Genomic DNA, 15,105 nt, shown 5'->3' on the forward strand with positions numbered 1-15,105 from the left:
GCGGCTTCGACCCTTCGACCGGCTCAGGGCAGGCCGAGCTCAGCCCGAACGGATGGTGGTGTTCAGGCGGCGGCGAATTCCAGTTCATCCAGTGAAGTGCGCAGCGCGCTCTCGGGCAGGCCGTTCTTCCACGGCACCTCGACCGGGTAGGGCTTCAGCAGGCAGTCGTCCGGCAGCATCTCGATCGGCGTGAAGTCGCGGTGCGCGATGTACTCGGGCCGCTTGAAGCGCCGGATGTGGTTGCTGACCGCGCATAGGCTCAGGTACACGGCCACGCGGTCGAAGGGCGAGAGGTTGCTGCCCGAGGCATGCACGAGGCAGCTGTGGAACAGGATCATCGAGCCGGCGGGGCCCTTGGGCGAGACGATGCCACCCCCGACGTGGCGGCCCGCCGCGTCGTAGTGCCCTTTGCCACCCGCGCGATCCACCAACTGGCGGATCAGGTCGTTGTCGACCGTCCACAACGGATAGCTCGTCGTCGTGAGATCGTGCTTGGCTTCGACCACGCCCTCCACATGGCTGCCGGGAATGAACATCAGCGGGCCGTTGTGCTCGTTCACGTCGTCGAGAAAGATCGCGACGTTCATCGCGCGCTCGGTGGGCATCAGGTCGTCGTTGAGCCAGGTGCCGTAGTCCTGGTGCCATTGCCAGACGTCGCCCTCGAAGGCCATCTTGCCGTTGATCTTGAACTGGTGCATGTAGACCTGTTCCTCGAACAGATCGCTCACCGGGCCCACCATGCGCGGATGGCGCGCAAGGCGCGCGAAGGGCTCGCTGATCAGGTGCGCGGCGAAATTGGTGCGCACGGCGTCCGAGCCTTTCTCGCGCACGTTGAAGGCCTCGCGCCGGCTGTAGAGCTCGGGCACTGCGTCCGTGAGCACCTTGGTCTCTTCGGCAGAGAAGTGGCCGGGGAAGAAGAGGTAGCCGTCGCGCTCGAATTGCGCGCGCTGCTCGGGGCTGAGTCTCATGCGGTATCTCCTGCTTGGGTGGGGGTGTGGGCGGAAAGACGTTCGGCCAGCCGCATGCCGAGGGTTCGGCTGGCCTGCGCGCCGTGCTCCTCGCTGAGGCGTGCGGCGGTATCGGCATCGCCGGCCGCGATGGCGCGGGCGATCGCCTCGTGCTCGTCCCACAGCGACTCGCGCTGCGGCACGGACTGCAGCACCGCGCCCATGGCACGGCGCAGGTGGCGCCAGTGCTGGTCGGCGCTTTGCGCGATCAGCGGGTTACCGGATGCGACGTAGATGGCATGGTGAAAAGCCATGTCGGCATCGATCATGGCTTCGACGCTGCGACCGCGCGCGGCACGGCGGCCGCGCTCGATCAGCTTGGGATCGATCTTGAAGCGCTGCTCGGCCGCGAGCCGCGCCGCTAGCACGTCGAGCGCGCCGCGCACCTGGTAGACCTTGGCGGTCCATTCGGCATCGAGCGGCGCGACCAAGAGGCCGCGGCCCGGCGCGTCGAGCACGAAGCCGTCTTTCTTCAAGAGGCGCAGCGCCTGCAGCACCGGCTGGCGCGAGACGGCCAGGCGCCTGGCCAGGTCTTCCTGCGTGATGCGCTCGCCGGGCGCCAGCGAACCGCCGCTGATAGCGTCGAGCAACGCGCGGTAGACCTGGTCGACGAGGTCGGGGGCGGCGGCGATCTGGACGAGCTGGGCGGGCATCGGCGGGGTCGTTCTGAACTCTGTATACAGAATACGACAAGCGGCGACGGCCGCGACCTGGGGCTTACCCCAGGCCGGGGATCAGGCCCGGATGCCGCTCGCGCTCAGATGCAGCACGCGGTCCGCACGCGCCGCGGCCGCCTCGGAATGCGTCACCAGCACCAGCGAAGCGCCGTGCTCGCGCGTCTGCGCCAGCAGCACGTCCATCACCTTCGCGGCGGTCTTCGGATCGAGATTGCCGGTCGGTTCGTCGGCCAGGAGCAGCGCCGGTCGATGCACCAGTGCGCGCGCGATGGCCACGCGCTGCAGCTGGCCGCCGCTCAGCTGCTGGGGCAAGCGCTCGCCGAGACCGCCCAGCCCGACCGCGTCGAGCATGTGCGCCACGCGCGCTGCGTCGGGTTGCGCGAGCAGCATCAGCGGCAGCGCGACGTTCTGCGCCACGTCCAGGTGCGGCAGCACATGGAAGGCCTGGAACACGAAGCCGACGTGTTTGCGGCGCCACAGCGCGCGCGCCTCGGCATCGAGCGCGCCGATGTCGATGCCGTCGTGCACGACGCTGCCGGCGTCCCAGCTGTCGAGCCCGGCCATGCAGTTGAGCAGGGTGGACTTGCCGACACCCGATTCGCCGACGACAGCGACGAACTCGCCCGGCGCGACTTCGAGCGACACCTGCTCGAACACGGTCGCGTCGCCGTAGCGCTTGGCCAGCTCGCTGATCCGCAGCGTCATGCGATCTCGCACACCTGCTGCACGATGCGCTCTATCGCATCGGGCGCCTCGGCCGCGTTCACGCGGCGTTCGGGCATGCTGCGCAGCCAGGTGATCTGGCGCTTGGCCAGTTGGCGCGTCGCAGCGATGCCGCGTTCCCGCAGTTCGGCCATGGGAAAGAGGCCGTCCAGCGCCTCCCAGGCCTGGCGATAGCCGACGCTGCGCATCGAGGGCAGCTCGGGCGCGAGATCGCCGCGCGCGCGCAGGGCCCGCACCTCGTCGAGGAAGCCGCCCGCGAGCATCGCGTCGAAGCGTTCGGCGATGCGATGGTGCAGCCAGGCGCGCTCGGTGGGTTCGAGCGAGAAGAGCGCGATCGGCGGCATTCCGCCCGCTCCTTGCTCGGCGTGGAAGCTGGCCATGGTGCGGCCGCTTGTCAGCCACACCTCCAGCGCGCGTTGGATGCGCTGGCTGTCGTTGGGCGCGAGCCGCGCGGCGGTGACGGCATCGACTTCGGCCAGCCTGGCATGCATCGCAGGCCAGCCCAGCGCGGCGGCTTCGGATTCGAGCTGCCGGCGCACGGCAGGGTCGGCCGCGGGCATGGCATCGATGCCGTCGGCGAGCGCCTTGAAGTAGAGCATGGTGCCGCCCACCAGCAGCGGCAACCGGCCGCGCGCGCGGATCTCGGCGATGAGCCGCGTGGCGTCGGCCACGAAGGCGGCCGCGCTGTAGGGCTCGCGCGGATCGCGGATGTCGATCAGGTGGTGCGGCGCTTCCGCGCGCTCGGCGGGCGTGGGCTTGGCGGTGCCGATGTCCATGCCGCGGTAGACCAGGGCCGAATCGACGCTGACGATCTCGACCGGCCGCACGCGCGCGATCGCGAGTGCGGCCGCGGTCTTGCCCGATGCAGTCGGGCCCGCCAGCGCGACGTAACTTGCCCCCACGCTCGGCACTGGCGTGTCCTCGCTGCCCCCCGAGGGGGCGCTCACGCCTCGGGGCGGCCCAGCGGCGCTCGGCTCAATGCCCATGCGCCTCGCCGTACTTGCGCACCAGCGTCCAGGCGATCAGCGCGATGCACACGCTCCAGAACCACATGCCGAGCGCGAGCGGCATCACGGTGCCGTCCATGTGCGCGCCGAGCCAGCCGCCGATGCCGAAGGCCGCCAGCATCATCAAAAAGCCATTGAGCGCCGAGGCCGCGCCGGCAGCCTGCGGAAAGGGGCCGACCGCACCGGTCTGGCCGCAGGGCTGGTGCACGCCGTGCGCCAGCATGATCAGCGTGAGCGGCGCCACGATGGCGGCGACCGAGTGCACGCCGGCCAGCGCCAGCAGTCCCATCGCGCTGCCGCCGGTCAGCGTCAGCAGCGACGCGCGCGCCACGCTGCCGCGCACGCCGTAGCGCGGCAGCCAGCGCCGGCAGACGAAGGTGCCCGCGATGTAGGCGAGCGAGCTCCACAGCATCACCAGGCCGTACTGCGTCTTCGTGAGGCCGAGCACCTGGATGAAAACGAAGGACGAGGCGGCGAGAAAGGTGAAGAGCAGGCCATAGGCCGCCGTCGTCAGCGCCGAGAAGGCGAGGAAGGTCGGGTTGCGCAGCACCATTGCCCAGGTGGAGAAGAGCGTGGCGAGGCGCAGCGCATCGGGGTTGGGGCGCACCAGCGTTTCGCCGAAGCGCAGCGCGATCAGCGCGAGCGTGACGGCACCGAAGAGTGCCGGCGCCAGCAGCGCGATGCGCCAGCCGAACAGGTCGGACACCAGGCCGCCCACCGGTGCGCACAGGCAGGCGATCAGGCCGAGGCCGGTGAGCGCGCGCGACATGACGCGTGCGCCGTCGGCCGGCTGGTAGAGATCGCGCACGATCGCGCGCGCTGCCATCACCGCGGCACCCATGGCCGCGCCCTGCAGCGTGCGCCAGACGATCAGCAGCTCGATCGACGGCGCGACGGCGCCGCCGAGGCTCGCCACCACATAGCCGCCCAGGCCCCACAGCAGCACGGGCCGGCGTCCGAAGCGGTCGGACAGCGGCCCGAACACGAGCTGCGCGCAGCCGAAAGCCAAGAGCAGCGCGCTCAGCGTGAGCTGCGCCTGCGACATGCGCGCGCCGAAGCCGCTGGTCAGGGCAGGGAGCGCGGGCAGGTAGAGATCGGTGGTGACGGGCTGGATGCCCAGCAGCAAGGCCAGCGTGAGCACGACCAGCGCGGGCGACATGGCCGTTGCACTCGGCGCGGATTGCGAGAGGGCCGGTGCGTCGGGAGGGGGCGGCATGCGCCCAAGGGTAACAAAGCCGGCGCGGCGGGCGCCAGCGGCCCTAAATCGCTTGGCCGGACGACTGGGCTTGCTGCTGCAGGACGGTCGCGGGCACGGCCGGGGCCGGTGCGCTGCTGCTGCCGTCGCCGGCGGCCATCTCGGTCGGCGGCTCCTTCATGCGAAACAGCTGCGACAGGGCGGCGCGGTACTGCGCCTGGCCCACCGAACCGGTGCTGTGGTGCGAGCCGCCCTCGACCAGCACGAACTGCTTGGGCACAGTGGCCGCCTCGTAGAGCTTGCGGCCCAGGGTCGGGTTGATCAGGCTGTCGGCAGCGCCATGCACCACCAGCAGCGGGGCGCCGATGTTCTTGACCTTGCTGACCGCCTCGAAGCGCTGGGTGATGAAGGGACCGAAGGGCAGCCAGCCCCATTTGAAGCTGCTCACCACGTCGGCGATGGAAGTGAAGGTGCTCTCGACGATGGTGCCGCTCTCGTCGTTCACCCGCGAGGCCAGGTCGATGCCGATCGCGCCGCCCAGCGAGTGGCCGAAGATGTAGCGCGGCTGCTGGGGATGCCGTGCCGCGAGCCAGATCCATGCGGCGCGCGCGTCTTCGCGGGCCGAGTCTTCCGAGGGCAGCGCCTTGCTGCTCTTGCCGAAGCCGCGGTAGTCGATGGCCAGCACCGAGAAGCCCAGCTCGTGCATGCGCCGCATGCGCGGTGCCGAGCCCGCCACGTTGTAGCGCGCGCCGTGCAGGTAGAGCAGCACGGGCGTGTTGGCCGATTCAGGCGCGCCGCCGAGCCAGAGGCCGTGCAGGCGGGCCGGCCGGCCCGTGACGGAGGACTGGAAGTCGATCCAGACATGGTCCATGCCCTCGGTCATGGATTCGGAATTGCCCCAGCTGCGGTCGCTCGGCTGGAAGATCCATTCGCGCTGCCGCTCGTCGAGGGTGGAGCAGCCGGCCGCCAGCAAGGCGACCAGCGCTGTAGCGGATGCGAAGAGGGACCAGGATTTCATGGGCAAGGCTGAAAGACAGGTGCTCGGCCGGAAAGTTCAACAAAAGACTGCATGCAACGTGCGTGCCCGGTTTGTCGATGACCCCTGAAAACCCTCGGTTACGTGACCAACAGATGCCAAATGTGAGGAATTTGGCAGCTTTTCCCCGGCGCTCGCGGGTTCAGCGCCCGCGCATGAACAGCGAATCGAGCTCGCGGATCGAGACCTGGCGCCAGGTCGGCCGGCCGTGGTTGCACTGGTCCGAGCGCTCGGTGGCTTCCATCTGGCGCAACAGGCCGTTCATCTCGTCGATGGTCAGCCGGCGGTTGGCGCGCACCGCGCCGTGGCAGGCCATGGTCGACAGCAGCTCGTTCTGGGCCCGCTGCACCACGGTGCTGGCGTCGTGGTGGGCCAGCTCGGCCAGCACGCTGCGGGCGAGCTCGACCGGGTCGCCGTCGGCCAGGGTGCCGGGCACCGCGCGCACCGCCAGCGTGCGCGGCGAGAAGGGCGTGATCTCCAGGCCCAGCGAGGGCAGCACGGCGGCGCACGCCTCGGCGGTCGCCACTTCCTGCGGCGTGGCAGCGAAGGTGGCCGGGATCAGGAGCGGCTGGCTCGTGATCGCGGCGCCGTCGAGCTGGGTCTTCAGCCGCTCGTAGACGATGCGTTCGTGCGCCGCATGCATGTCGACGATCACCAGGCCCTGGCTGTTCTCGGCCAGGATGTAGATGCCCTGCAGCTGGGCCAGCGCGCGGCCCAGGGGCCAGGCCTGGGCCTCATCGGCGGCTGGGGCGGGCTTGACCTGCGCAGGCGCGGTGAAGGGCGTGGCCGGCGTCGCGGCAATGTCGTTGCGCTCGCCGGGCCACATGGCGGCCGCGTCGCCCAGACCCCGTTCCGCGGCGAAATGGATCGCCGGCTGCGTCCACGAAGGCACGGGTTGCGGCGAAAGCGGCTTGAAGAAGGGCTCGGCGGCCACCGCTGCCGCTTCGCCGGCCCGCGGCGCAGCCAGCGCGTTCTCGATCGCGTGGCGCACCGCCTGGTGCACCTCGCGCCCGTCCCGGAAGCGCACTTCGATCTTGGTGGGATGCACGTTGACGTCGACGCGTGCCGGATCGATCTCGAGATAGAGCGCGTAGACCGGCTGGCGCTGGCCGTGCAGCACGTCTTCGTAGGCGCTGCGCACCGCGTGGGCCAGCACCTTGTCGCGCACGAAGCGGCCGTTGACGTAGAAGAACTGCTGGTCGGCGCGCGAACGTGCCGCATCGGGAATGCCGGCGCGGCCCGCCACGCGCACCGGGCCCGCGGCATGCTCGACCGCCACGCTCTGGGCGACGAAGCCCTCGCCGAGCGCATCGGCCAGGCGCCGGTCGCGCGCATCGGCGGCGCGCCACTGCTCGACCAGCCGGCCTTCGTGCCAGACCGAGAAGCCCACATCGGGCCGCGCCAGCGCATGGCGCCGCACCGCCTCGATGCAGTGCGCGAGCTCGGTGGCATCGGTCTTCAGGAACTTGCGCCGGGCGGGCGTGGCAAAGAACAGCTCGCGCACCTCGACCGTGGTGCCGGCCGCGCGCGCCACCGGCCTCAGCTCGCCGGTGCGGCCGTCGAGCGCGAAGGCGCTGTCGGCCGCGTGGAAGCGCGACTGCAGGCTGAGCTCGGCGATGGCGTTGATGGCGGCCAGCGCCTCACCGCGAAAGCCCATCGTGCCTACCGTCTCCAGGTCGTTCAAGCTGGCGATCTTGCTGGTCGCGTGGCGGCGCAGGGCCAGCGGCAGCTCGTCGCGCGGCAGGCCCTGGCCGTCGTCCTCGACCGAGATCAGCCGCACGCCGCCGGCCGAGAGTCGCACCGTGACGTGCCGTGCGCCGGCGTCGAGCGCGTTGTCGAGCAGTTCGCGCACCACCGACGCGGGCCGCTCCACCACTTCGCCGGCCGCGATCTGGCTGATCAGTTCGTCGGGAAGTTCGCGGATCGGACGGCGCGCGGCTGGGGCGAGGGAGGAGGGGAGAGCGCTCACCGGGGCATTCTAGAAGGGGGCTCGCGAAGCTGCCCGGATAATGCGCGTCCATGGAAATCATCAGCTTCTTCATCGACTTCATCCTGCATGTCGACAAACATCTCGAGGCCTTCGTCGTCGCCTACGGGCCCTGGGTGTATGCGCTGCTGTTCCTGATCGTGTTCGTCGAGACGGGGCTCGTGGTGATGCCCTTCCTGCCGGGCGACTCGCTGCTCTTCATCGTCGGCGCGCTGTGCGGCGCGGGGCTGATGAGCTATTCGATCGCGGTGCCGATCCTCATCGTGGCCGCGATTCTGGGCGACCAGTGCAACTACAGCATCGGGCGCTATTTCGGGCCCAAGGTCTTCCAGTGGGAGAGCTCGCGCTTCTTCAACCGCAAGGCCTTCGACCAGGCGCATGCCTTCTACGAGCGCTACGGCGGCGTCACCATCATCCTCGCGCGCTTCATGCCCTTCATCCGTACCTTCGCGCCCTTCGTCGCGGGCGTGGCCGACATGACGCGCACCAAGTTCACGCTCTACAACATCGTCGGCGCGCTGTTGTGGGTGCTGGGCTTGTGCACGGCGGGCTACCTATTCGGCAACATGCCCTTCGTCAAGGAACACCTCGACAAGATCATCTGGGCGCTGATCTTCGTGCCGGGCCTGATCGCGGTCTTCGGCGCCTGGCGCGCGGGCCGCACGCCTTCCTCGGTGCGTTGAAAACAAAAAAGGCGCGTCCTCGGACGCGCCTTCGATCATGCAAGAGCCGCGAGCTCAGTAGTTCGGGCCGTTGTAGGGGTAGTAGCCGCCACTGCGTTGTCCGCGGTAGTAGTTGCGCTCGTCGGCGCGGCGACCCACCTGGTTACCGATCAAGCCGCCGATGGCGGCGCCACCCACGGTGCTGGCAGTATTGCCGCCGATCGCATTGCCGATCACTGCACCACCCACGGCGCCGCCGGCCGTGCCCCACTGCTCGTTCGGTCCCGCTGCGCAACCCGCCAGGGTCATGACGGTCGTGGCCGCTGCAGCCGTGATCCAGAGACGTGTCTTCATGGTGTCCACCTTTCAATCAGTGATGAAGACCACTGCTGTCCGGTTAAAAGTTGAACAAATTCAACTGGTTAGCGGTGTTGGGTAGCTCGGTTTGGGACAGATCGGCCTGCAGGGCGCATGAAAGCTCGGTTTTCTCGAAGACGGAGACCGACAAGATCTGTAGACAAGTGTAGAGAGAGGCGTCGAGTTGAAGCTCCTTCTTGACAATGGCGATGAGCACGTAGGTGGCCACGGCGCACCAGACCTGCGTCTTGACCGCGTTCTCGCTGTTGCCCATGAAGTGCTTGATGCGCAGGTGCTGCTTGATCCACTTGAAGAACAGTTCGACCTGCCAGCGGCTCTTGTACAGCGCGGCGATCGTCAACGCCGGCAAGGCCATGTGGTTGGTCAGGAAGATCAGCGTCTTGCCCGATTCGGGGTCCTTGAATCGAATTCGCCGCAGGTGCTGGGGATACTTCTTGGCCGAGTAGTGCCCATTGAGCATGACCTGCTGGTCGCTGATGATGCCAGTGCTGCGATCGGTCGGCGCCGAATAGACTCGCCTGGCATCCATTGGCGACTTCGCACGCGTGACGAAGAAGGCGCCGGCCTGAGTCAGTGCATGCAGCCTCTCGAAATCGACGTAGCCGCGATCCATCACGTAGAACGCGCCGGGCTCGAAGACCAGCATGTCCAGCACGTTCACGTCGTGCAGCTTGCCGTCGCTGATGTGGATGAATGCGGGGATGGCCCCGCGCAGGTCCAGCAGCGTGTGCAGCTTGATCGCCGCCTTGGTGGAGCGGAACGGCGCCCAGGAGAACAAGCTCAAGCACAGATCGATGGTGCTGGAATCCAGGGCATAGACCGTGTTGTCCAATTCCACGCCGAGCACGGAGTCGCCCAAGTAGAGCCTGCGCGCACGCCGAATGAGCACAGCCGCAAGATCGGACCAGATGCGCCAATCGCGCGATTCGTTGGCATCGGCCAAGGTCGAGCGTCTGACGGCCGAGCGAAAGCCCATGGCATAGAGCTTGTTGGCGTTGGCCGAGAGGCTGGCCTCGATATCGCGCAGGCTCTCTCGCCACGTCAGCTGAGCAAACGCCATGGCGCGGAACTGCTCGGCGCAAGACAGCGTGCGCACGCCCGAGTTGCCGCCGTAGCGTTGCACGATGCGAGCGAAGCTGGTCCATGGCACGAACTCCATGACTTGAGCGAACAAAGTCTTGCCGATGTGCACACGCTCTCCCCGGGGCTGCCAAACCGGGGAAAGTACGCGGTTCTTCGTGATCGAAGTTCAAATCGGCACCAAACAAAATCGGCCTGCAGCCCGCGCCAATGCTTGATCTCAGCCCCGCAGCGGATCATTTAACCGGACAGCAGTGGATGAAGACATTCTGTAAAAGCCCTGCGCCACGGGTGTAGGAGTCCGCCGCACCCCCTTGCCCGAGAGCATGCGCTGCATTCGTGCAACAAAGAGCGCGCGTTCCGCAGGCGGCGACGCATGGCAGGCGGTTGCGAGGGCCGGCCAAGAAAGCTAGTCTGCGCGCATCGACGCATTCCCAGGAGGCAGCCATGGAGATCCGCAATCCTTCCCCCGGCCTCTACAACGAGGATCTCGCACCCGCCAAGGTGCGCAACTGGGGCGCCTTCAGCATCTTCAACGTGTGGACCTCGGACGTGCACAGCCTGTGGGGCTATTACCTGGCGGCCAGCCTGTTCCTGCTGTGCGGCAGCTTCACCAACTTCCTGCTTGCGATCGGGCTCGGTTCGCTGCTGATCTTCTTCCTCATGAACCTGATCGGCTACGCCGGCGAAAAGACCGGGGTGCCGTACCCGGTGCTGGCACGTGCGTCCTTCGGCGTGTGGGGCGCGAACCTGGCGGCGCTGGTGCGGGCCGTGGTGGCTTGCTTCTGGTACGGCGCGCAGACGGCGGCCGCGTCGGGCGCCGTGGTCGCCTTGCTGATCCGCAACGACAGCATGCTCGAGTTTCACAAGAGTACGCAGATCCTCGGCCATTCGGGCCTGGAGGTGGTCTGCTACGTGGTGATCTGGGCGCTGCAACTGCTCATCATCCAGAAAGGCATGGAGACGGTGCGCAGGTTCCAGGATTGGGCCGGCCCCGCGGTATGGATTGCGATGCTGATCCTGGCCATCGGCCTGTGCGTCAAGGCGGGCGGCTTCTCCTTCGACCACGGCATTCCGCAGGACGTGCTGCTGGCAAAGACCAAGGACGCCGGCGTGAGCGGCGAGCCGGGCTCCTTCTGGGCCTTGATGGCGGTGGCTGCGACCTGGATCACCTACTTCGCCGCGCTGTACCTCAACTTCTGCGATTTCTCGCGCTACGCCAAGAACAAGGACGCGGTGAAAAAAGGCAACCTGTGGGGCCTGCCGGTCAACCTGGTCGCCTTCTCGCTGGTCGCCGGCATCACGACCATCGCGGCCTTCAAGGTCTACGGTGAAGTACTGCTGCACCCGGAGCAGATCTCCGCCAAGTTCGACAGCTGGGTGCTGGCGCTGATCGCCGCCATCACCTTCGCGGTGGCCACGCTGGGCATCAACGTCGTCGCGAACTTCGTCTCCGCCGCCTTCGACATTTCGAACGTGTTCCCCCGGCAGATCAGCTTCAAGAAGGGCGGCTACATCGCGGCGGCGATTGCGCTGGTGCTCTATCCCTTCGCGCCCTGGGAGGGCAATGCCGCGAATTTCGTCAACGCCATCGGCGCCACGATGGGGCCGCTCTTGGGCGTCATCCTGGTCGACTACTACCTGGTCGCGAAAGGCAACATCAATGTCGCGGCGCTCTACGACGAGAACGGCGAGTATCGCTACGAGGGCGGCTGGAACGTCAACGCGCTCGTGGCCGCGGGCGTCGGCAGCGTGTTCTCGACCCTTCTTCCGAATTTCACCAGCCTGCTGCCGGCGTGGTGGAACACCTACGGCTGGTTCTTCGGCGTGCTGATCGGCGGCGGCGTGTACCTGCTGATGGCGACCCTGCGGCCGCGCACCGCGGTCGCCGCAAGTGCAAAGGCCTGACCGCGGCAACGCGCGCTACAGCTGACGGCTGCGCGCCAGCGGCGGGTTCTGCGCAAAGTAGCGCTGGATGCCGCGCATCAGCGCGTCCGCGAGGTTTTCCTGGTACTCGACGCTCCGCAGCTTGGCTTCTTCTTCCGGGTTGCTGATGAAGGCGGTCTCCACCAGCACGCTCGGGATGTCGGGCGCCTTGAGCACCGCGAAGCCGGCCTGCTCGACCTGCGGCTTGTGCAGGCGCGCGCCGATGCCGCGGATCTCGCCGAGCATCGCGCCGCCGAGCTTGAGGCTGTCGTTGATCTGCGCCGTGGTGCTCATGTCGAGCAGGGCGCGCTGCACCTGGACCTCGTGCGTGCCCACGTTCACGCCGCCGACCTTGTCGGCCTGGTTCTCCTTGTTGGCGAGCCAGCGCGCTGCGCTGCTCGAGGCGCCGGTCTGGCTCAGCGCGAACACGCTGGCGCCGCGCGCTTCGGGCGTGGTGAAGGCATCGGCATGGATGCTCACGAACAGGTCGGCCTGCACGCGGCGCGCCTTCTGCACGCGCGTGCCCAGCGGCACGAAGAAGTCGGCATCGCGCGTGAGAAAGGCGCGCATCGGATTGCCGTTGACGCTGCTCCCATTGATGCGGTCGCGCAGCCGGTGCGCGACCTGCAGCACGATGTCTTTTTCGCGCGTGCCGTTGGGGCCGATCGCACCCGGGTCTTCGCCGCCGTGGCCCGGATCGAGCGCGACGATGATGATGCGGTCGGTGCCGCTCGCGGTCGCGCCGCCGTTGCGCGCGGTGGCGGAAGAGGGCGGCGGAAGGGGTGTCACCGGCGTCGTTCCCGCCACGGGCGGCAGCGGCGCCGGAACGACCAGCGCCTGTGCGGGCGGCGAGGAAGGCGAGGGGCGCATCGACTGCTGCGCCATCAATTCGCCCAGCGGATCGACGGCCGGGGGCGCGGGAGTGCGCGGCGCGATGCCCGCGACGGTGCCGTCGCGGCCGGGGGCCTTGGGCGCATCGCGCAGCCGCTCGGCGATCAGGGCTTCCAGCGGATCGAGCGCCTGCTGCGGATAGAGGTCCAGCACCAGCCGGTGCTGGTAAGCGGCCACCGGCGCCAGCGAGAAGACCTGAGGGGCCACCGACTGCTTGAGGTCGAACACGATGCGCACCACGCTGGGCGCGAACTGGCCGACGCGCAGGCCGTTGATGAAGGGGTCGTCGGGCTTGATCTTGCCGACCAGCTCGCGTAGCGCGGGATTGAGATCGATCCCGTCGATGTCGACTGCGAGACGCGGCGGACTGCCGACTACGAGCTGTTGCGAATGCAGGCGGCCGTCGGATTCGATGGTGACGCGCGTGTAGTCGGCCGCCGGCCAGACGCGCACCGCCACGATGGTGGCGCCGCGCGCGATCTCGTGCACGCCGAGCAGGAGGGCGATGCTGCCGCCCTGCAGCAGTACGCGTCGTTTCAGTTGGCCGGCTTTCATGCGCTGGCGGCGGCGAGCAACCGACTGCCGCGCGGCGTGTTCGCGTGCAGGGTCACAGTGCGGGTGTCGTCGGTCATTGCTTCGATTTTAATAGCAAGGTCTGCAAGCGGAATGCGCCCTGCAGCGTTTTCGGGCCATTCCGCGAGTTTGAGGCCCGAACCCGCGAAGATGTCACGGAAGCCGGCATCGTCCCATTCGTGCGGATCGCTGAAACGGTAGAAATCGAAGTGGAAGATGGCCAGGCCGCCGGGCGCCTCGTGCGGCTCGACGACCGCGTAGGTCGGGCTCTTGATGCGCGAGCCGATGCCGAGCGCGCGCAACAGGTGGCGCACGAAGGTGGTCTTGCCGGCGCCGAGGTCTCCATGCAATGCAATGAACGCGTCAGCCAGGTCGGGCGATGACGCGAGTGCGCGCGCCAGCGCGTCGCAATCGTCTTCGCTGCGCCAGCGTTGCACGAGGCTTTGCGTTTCTACAATCGGCAGGTGATCGGCAGCCATCAACTCGTGAATCGGATTCAGGCCTTGGCCCGGGAGCTCGGATTCTCCCAAATCGGGATTGCGGGCGTCGATCTGTCGAGCGCGGAAGAGGGCCTCATGCGATGGCTGGCCGAAGGCTTCCATGGCGAGATGCACTACATGGCCGCACATGGCACGCGGCGCGCGCGGCCGGCCGAGCTGGTGCCGGGCACGGTGTCGGTGATCACCGCGCGCATGGATTACCTGCCGCGCAGCACGCCCGAGGATTGGCAGGCGGTGGAGTTCGACCGGCTGCGGCGGCCGGCGGAGGGCATCGTGTCGGTCTATGCGCGCGGCCGCGACTATCACAAGGTCATGCGCTCGCGCCTCGCGAAGCTGGCCGAGCGCATCGCCGACGAAGTGGGCCCCTTCGGCCACCGCGCCTTCACCGATTCGGCGCCGGTGCTGGAAGCCGAGCTGGCATCGCGCAGCGGCCAGGGCTGGCGCGGCAAGCACACGCTGGTGCTGGACCGCGACGCGGGCTCGATGTTCTTCCTGGGCGAGATCTATGTCGACATGGCGCTGCCGCCGAGCGCGCCGGTCACGGCGCATTGCGGCACCTGCAGCGCCTGCATCGAGGTGTGCCCGACGCGCGCCATCATCGCGCCGTACCGGCTCGACGCGCGGCGCTGCATCTCCTACCTCACTATCGAGCACGCGGGGCCGATCCCGCTCGAGCTGCGGCCGCTGATCGGCAACCGCATCTACGGCTGCGACGACTGCCAGCTCATCTGTCCTTGGAACAAGTTCGCCAAGAAGAGCGCGCTGCCGGACTTCGATGCGCGCGACGGGCTCACCGGCCGCCAGTTGGGCGAGCTCTTCGCGTGGACCGAGGAGGACTTCCTGCGCTACACCGAAGGCAGCCCGATCCGCCGCATCGGCCATGAACGCTGGCTGCGCAATGTGGCGGTGGCGCTGGGCAATGCCTTGCGTGCGGGCGACGATGGGGCGCGCGAGATCCTCGCGACGCGGCGCTCGCATCCCAGTGCGCTGGTGCGCGAGCACGTCGAATGGGCGTTGGACTTCAGCGCCGCATGATCGCCGAGACCTGCGCCGTTCCCGCGTCGAGCGAACGCATCGAGTTCAGCCGCAGCGAGGCGTATTTGAGGACCGGATTGTTGATCAGCTTGCCGCTGAAATACCCGTTGAAGCGCGTGTCCTTGCAGCCGCTGATCGTGAGGTCGAGCGAGGCGTTGGCCGGCGAAACGAAGTCGACGCTCGAGCCCGTCATCGTGCAGGCGGCGCCTGGTACCTGGCCGCGCACCGTGCCGTCGGGATCGATCTGCATCGCGCCCGCGTGGACCTCCGGCGGACCCTGTGCGCCGGTGTCCTGCTGGACCACGTAGAAAAGAAAAGGCCCGCTCCACGCACCGTGGTAGCGGGTGTGCTCCTGCGCCTGCGCCTGCACCGCCCCCGCGAGCAATGCTGCGACAACGGCCGGTAGGTAGCGCATCGTGCGATGGTAG

General features: G+C 68.1%; 15 protein-coding genes. 3 read left to right on the forward strand and 12 right to left on the reverse strand.

Annotation, left to right across the window (positions count from 1 at the left end):
• Nucleotides 1–62: 62 nt before the first annotated feature.
• The 7 genes from ACSQ9I_RS10875 to mutL form a co-directional block, all read right to left on the reverse strand.
• Complete coding sequence (locus ACSQ9I_RS10875; protein ID WP_436313174.1) at nucleotides 63–968, reverse strand: phytanoyl-CoA dioxygenase family protein; 906 nt, start codon at nucleotides 966–968, stop codon at nucleotides 63–65.
• Nucleotides 965–1,660 (reverse strand): GntR family transcriptional regulator, encoded by a 696-nt coding sequence (locus tag ACSQ9I_RS10880; protein ID WP_093102505.1) that lies wholly within the window; start codon nucleotides 1,658–1,660, stop codon nucleotides 965–967. Before ACSQ9I_RS10880 ends, ACSQ9I_RS10875 begins: the two co-directional genes overlap by 4 nt.
• 81 nt (nucleotides 1,661–1,741) lie before the next feature.
• Nucleotides 1,742–2,389: an ABC transporter ATP-binding protein gene (locus ACSQ9I_RS10885; RefSeq protein ID WP_436313175.1), complete on the reverse strand. Its 648-nt coding sequence runs from the start codon at nucleotides 2,387–2,389 to the stop codon at nucleotides 1,742–1,744.
• Nucleotides 2,386–3,393: a tRNA (adenosine(37)-N6)-dimethylallyltransferase MiaA gene (gene miaA, locus ACSQ9I_RS10890; RefSeq protein WP_436313176.1), complete on the reverse strand. Its 1,008-nt coding sequence runs from the start codon at nucleotides 3,391–3,393 to the stop codon at nucleotides 2,386–2,388. Before miaA ends, ACSQ9I_RS10885 begins: the two co-directional genes overlap by 4 nt.
• Nucleotides 3,383–4,573, reverse strand: a complete 1,191-nt coding sequence (locus ACSQ9I_RS10895; protein WP_093102510.1) for a multidrug effflux MFS transporter — start codon at nucleotides 4,571–4,573, stop codon at nucleotides 3,383–3,385. The genes miaA and ACSQ9I_RS10895 overlap by 11 nt, the downstream gene beginning before the upstream one ends.
• A gap of 100 nt (nucleotides 4,574–4,673) precedes the next feature.
• Nucleotides 4,674–5,627: an alpha/beta hydrolase gene (locus tag ACSQ9I_RS10900; RefSeq protein WP_436290601.1), complete on the reverse strand. Its 954-nt coding sequence runs from the start codon at nucleotides 5,625–5,627 to the stop codon at nucleotides 4,674–4,676.
• A 160-nt stretch (nucleotides 5,628–5,787) separates the two neighbouring features.
• Nucleotides 5,788–7,614 (reverse strand): DNA mismatch repair endonuclease MutL, encoded by a 1,827-nt coding sequence (gene mutL / locus ACSQ9I_RS10905; protein WP_436313177.1) that lies wholly within the window; start codon nucleotides 7,612–7,614, stop codon nucleotides 5,788–5,790.
• 50 nt (nucleotides 7,615–7,664) lie between these two features.
• Here mutL and ACSQ9I_RS10910 point away from each other — a divergent pair, with 50 nt between their 5' ends.
• A complete protein-coding gene (locus ACSQ9I_RS10910; RefSeq protein ID WP_093102514.1) occupies nucleotides 7,665–8,315 on the forward strand; it encodes a DedA family protein in 651 nt (216 codons plus the stop codon).
• A 54-nt stretch (nucleotides 8,316–8,369) separates the two neighbouring features.
• On the opposite strand, the gene ACSQ9I_RS10915 is transcribed toward ACSQ9I_RS10910, so the two are convergent.
• Nucleotides 8,370–8,648: a glycine zipper domain-containing protein gene (locus ACSQ9I_RS10915; protein WP_093102516.1), complete on the reverse strand. Its 279-nt coding sequence runs from the start codon at nucleotides 8,646–8,648 to the stop codon at nucleotides 8,370–8,372.
• A gap of 43 nt (nucleotides 8,649–8,691) precedes the next feature.
• A complete protein-coding gene (locus ACSQ9I_RS10920) occupies nucleotides 8,692–9,864 on the reverse strand; it encodes an IS4 family transposase (RefSeq protein WP_436313178.1) in 1,173 nt (390 codons plus the stop codon).
• Nucleotides 9,865–10,199: 335 nt separating this feature from the next.
• On the opposite strand from ACSQ9I_RS10920, the gene ACSQ9I_RS10925 reads away from it, so the two are divergent.
• Nucleotides 10,200–11,660: an NCS1 family nucleobase:cation symporter-1 gene (locus ACSQ9I_RS10925; RefSeq protein WP_436290599.1), complete on the forward strand. Its 1,461-nt coding sequence runs from the start codon at nucleotides 10,200–10,202 to the stop codon at nucleotides 11,658–11,660.
• Between the two features lie 15 nt (nucleotides 11,661–11,675).
• Here the strand turns inward: ACSQ9I_RS10925 and ACSQ9I_RS10930 are convergent, their stop codons facing one another.
• Nucleotides 11,676–13,124 (reverse strand): N-acetylmuramoyl-L-alanine amidase, encoded by a 1,449-nt coding sequence (locus ACSQ9I_RS10930; RefSeq protein WP_436313179.1) that lies wholly within the window; start codon nucleotides 13,122–13,124, stop codon nucleotides 11,676–11,678.
• A complete protein-coding gene (tsaE, locus tag ACSQ9I_RS10935) occupies nucleotides 13,121–13,621 on the reverse strand; it encodes a tRNA (adenosine(37)-N6)-threonylcarbamoyltransferase complex ATPase subunit type 1 TsaE (protein ID WP_436313180.1) in 501 nt (166 codons plus the stop codon). Before tsaE ends, ACSQ9I_RS10930 begins: the two co-directional genes overlap by 4 nt.
• Between tsaE and queG the strand changes: the two genes are divergently transcribed.
• Complete coding sequence (queG, locus tag ACSQ9I_RS10940) at nucleotides 13,607–14,677, forward strand: tRNA epoxyqueuosine(34) reductase QueG (RefSeq protein WP_436313181.1); 1,071 nt, start codon at nucleotides 13,607–13,609, stop codon at nucleotides 14,675–14,677. The two genes, tsaE and queG, sit on opposite strands and share 15 nt — an antisense overlap.
• Here queG and ACSQ9I_RS10945 read toward each other — a convergent pair.
• Nucleotides 14,664–15,092: a hypothetical protein gene (locus ACSQ9I_RS10945; protein ID WP_436303562.1), complete on the reverse strand. Its 429-nt coding sequence runs from the start codon at nucleotides 15,090–15,092 to the stop codon at nucleotides 14,664–14,666. The two genes, queG and ACSQ9I_RS10945, sit on opposite strands and share 14 nt — an antisense overlap.
• Nucleotides 15,093–15,105 lie beyond the last annotated feature (13 nt).

This window comes from Variovorax sp. LjRoot84, from assembly GCF_964254305.1.
Lineage (GTDB): Bacteria > Pseudomonadota > Gammaproteobacteria > Burkholderiales > Burkholderiaceae_C > Variovorax.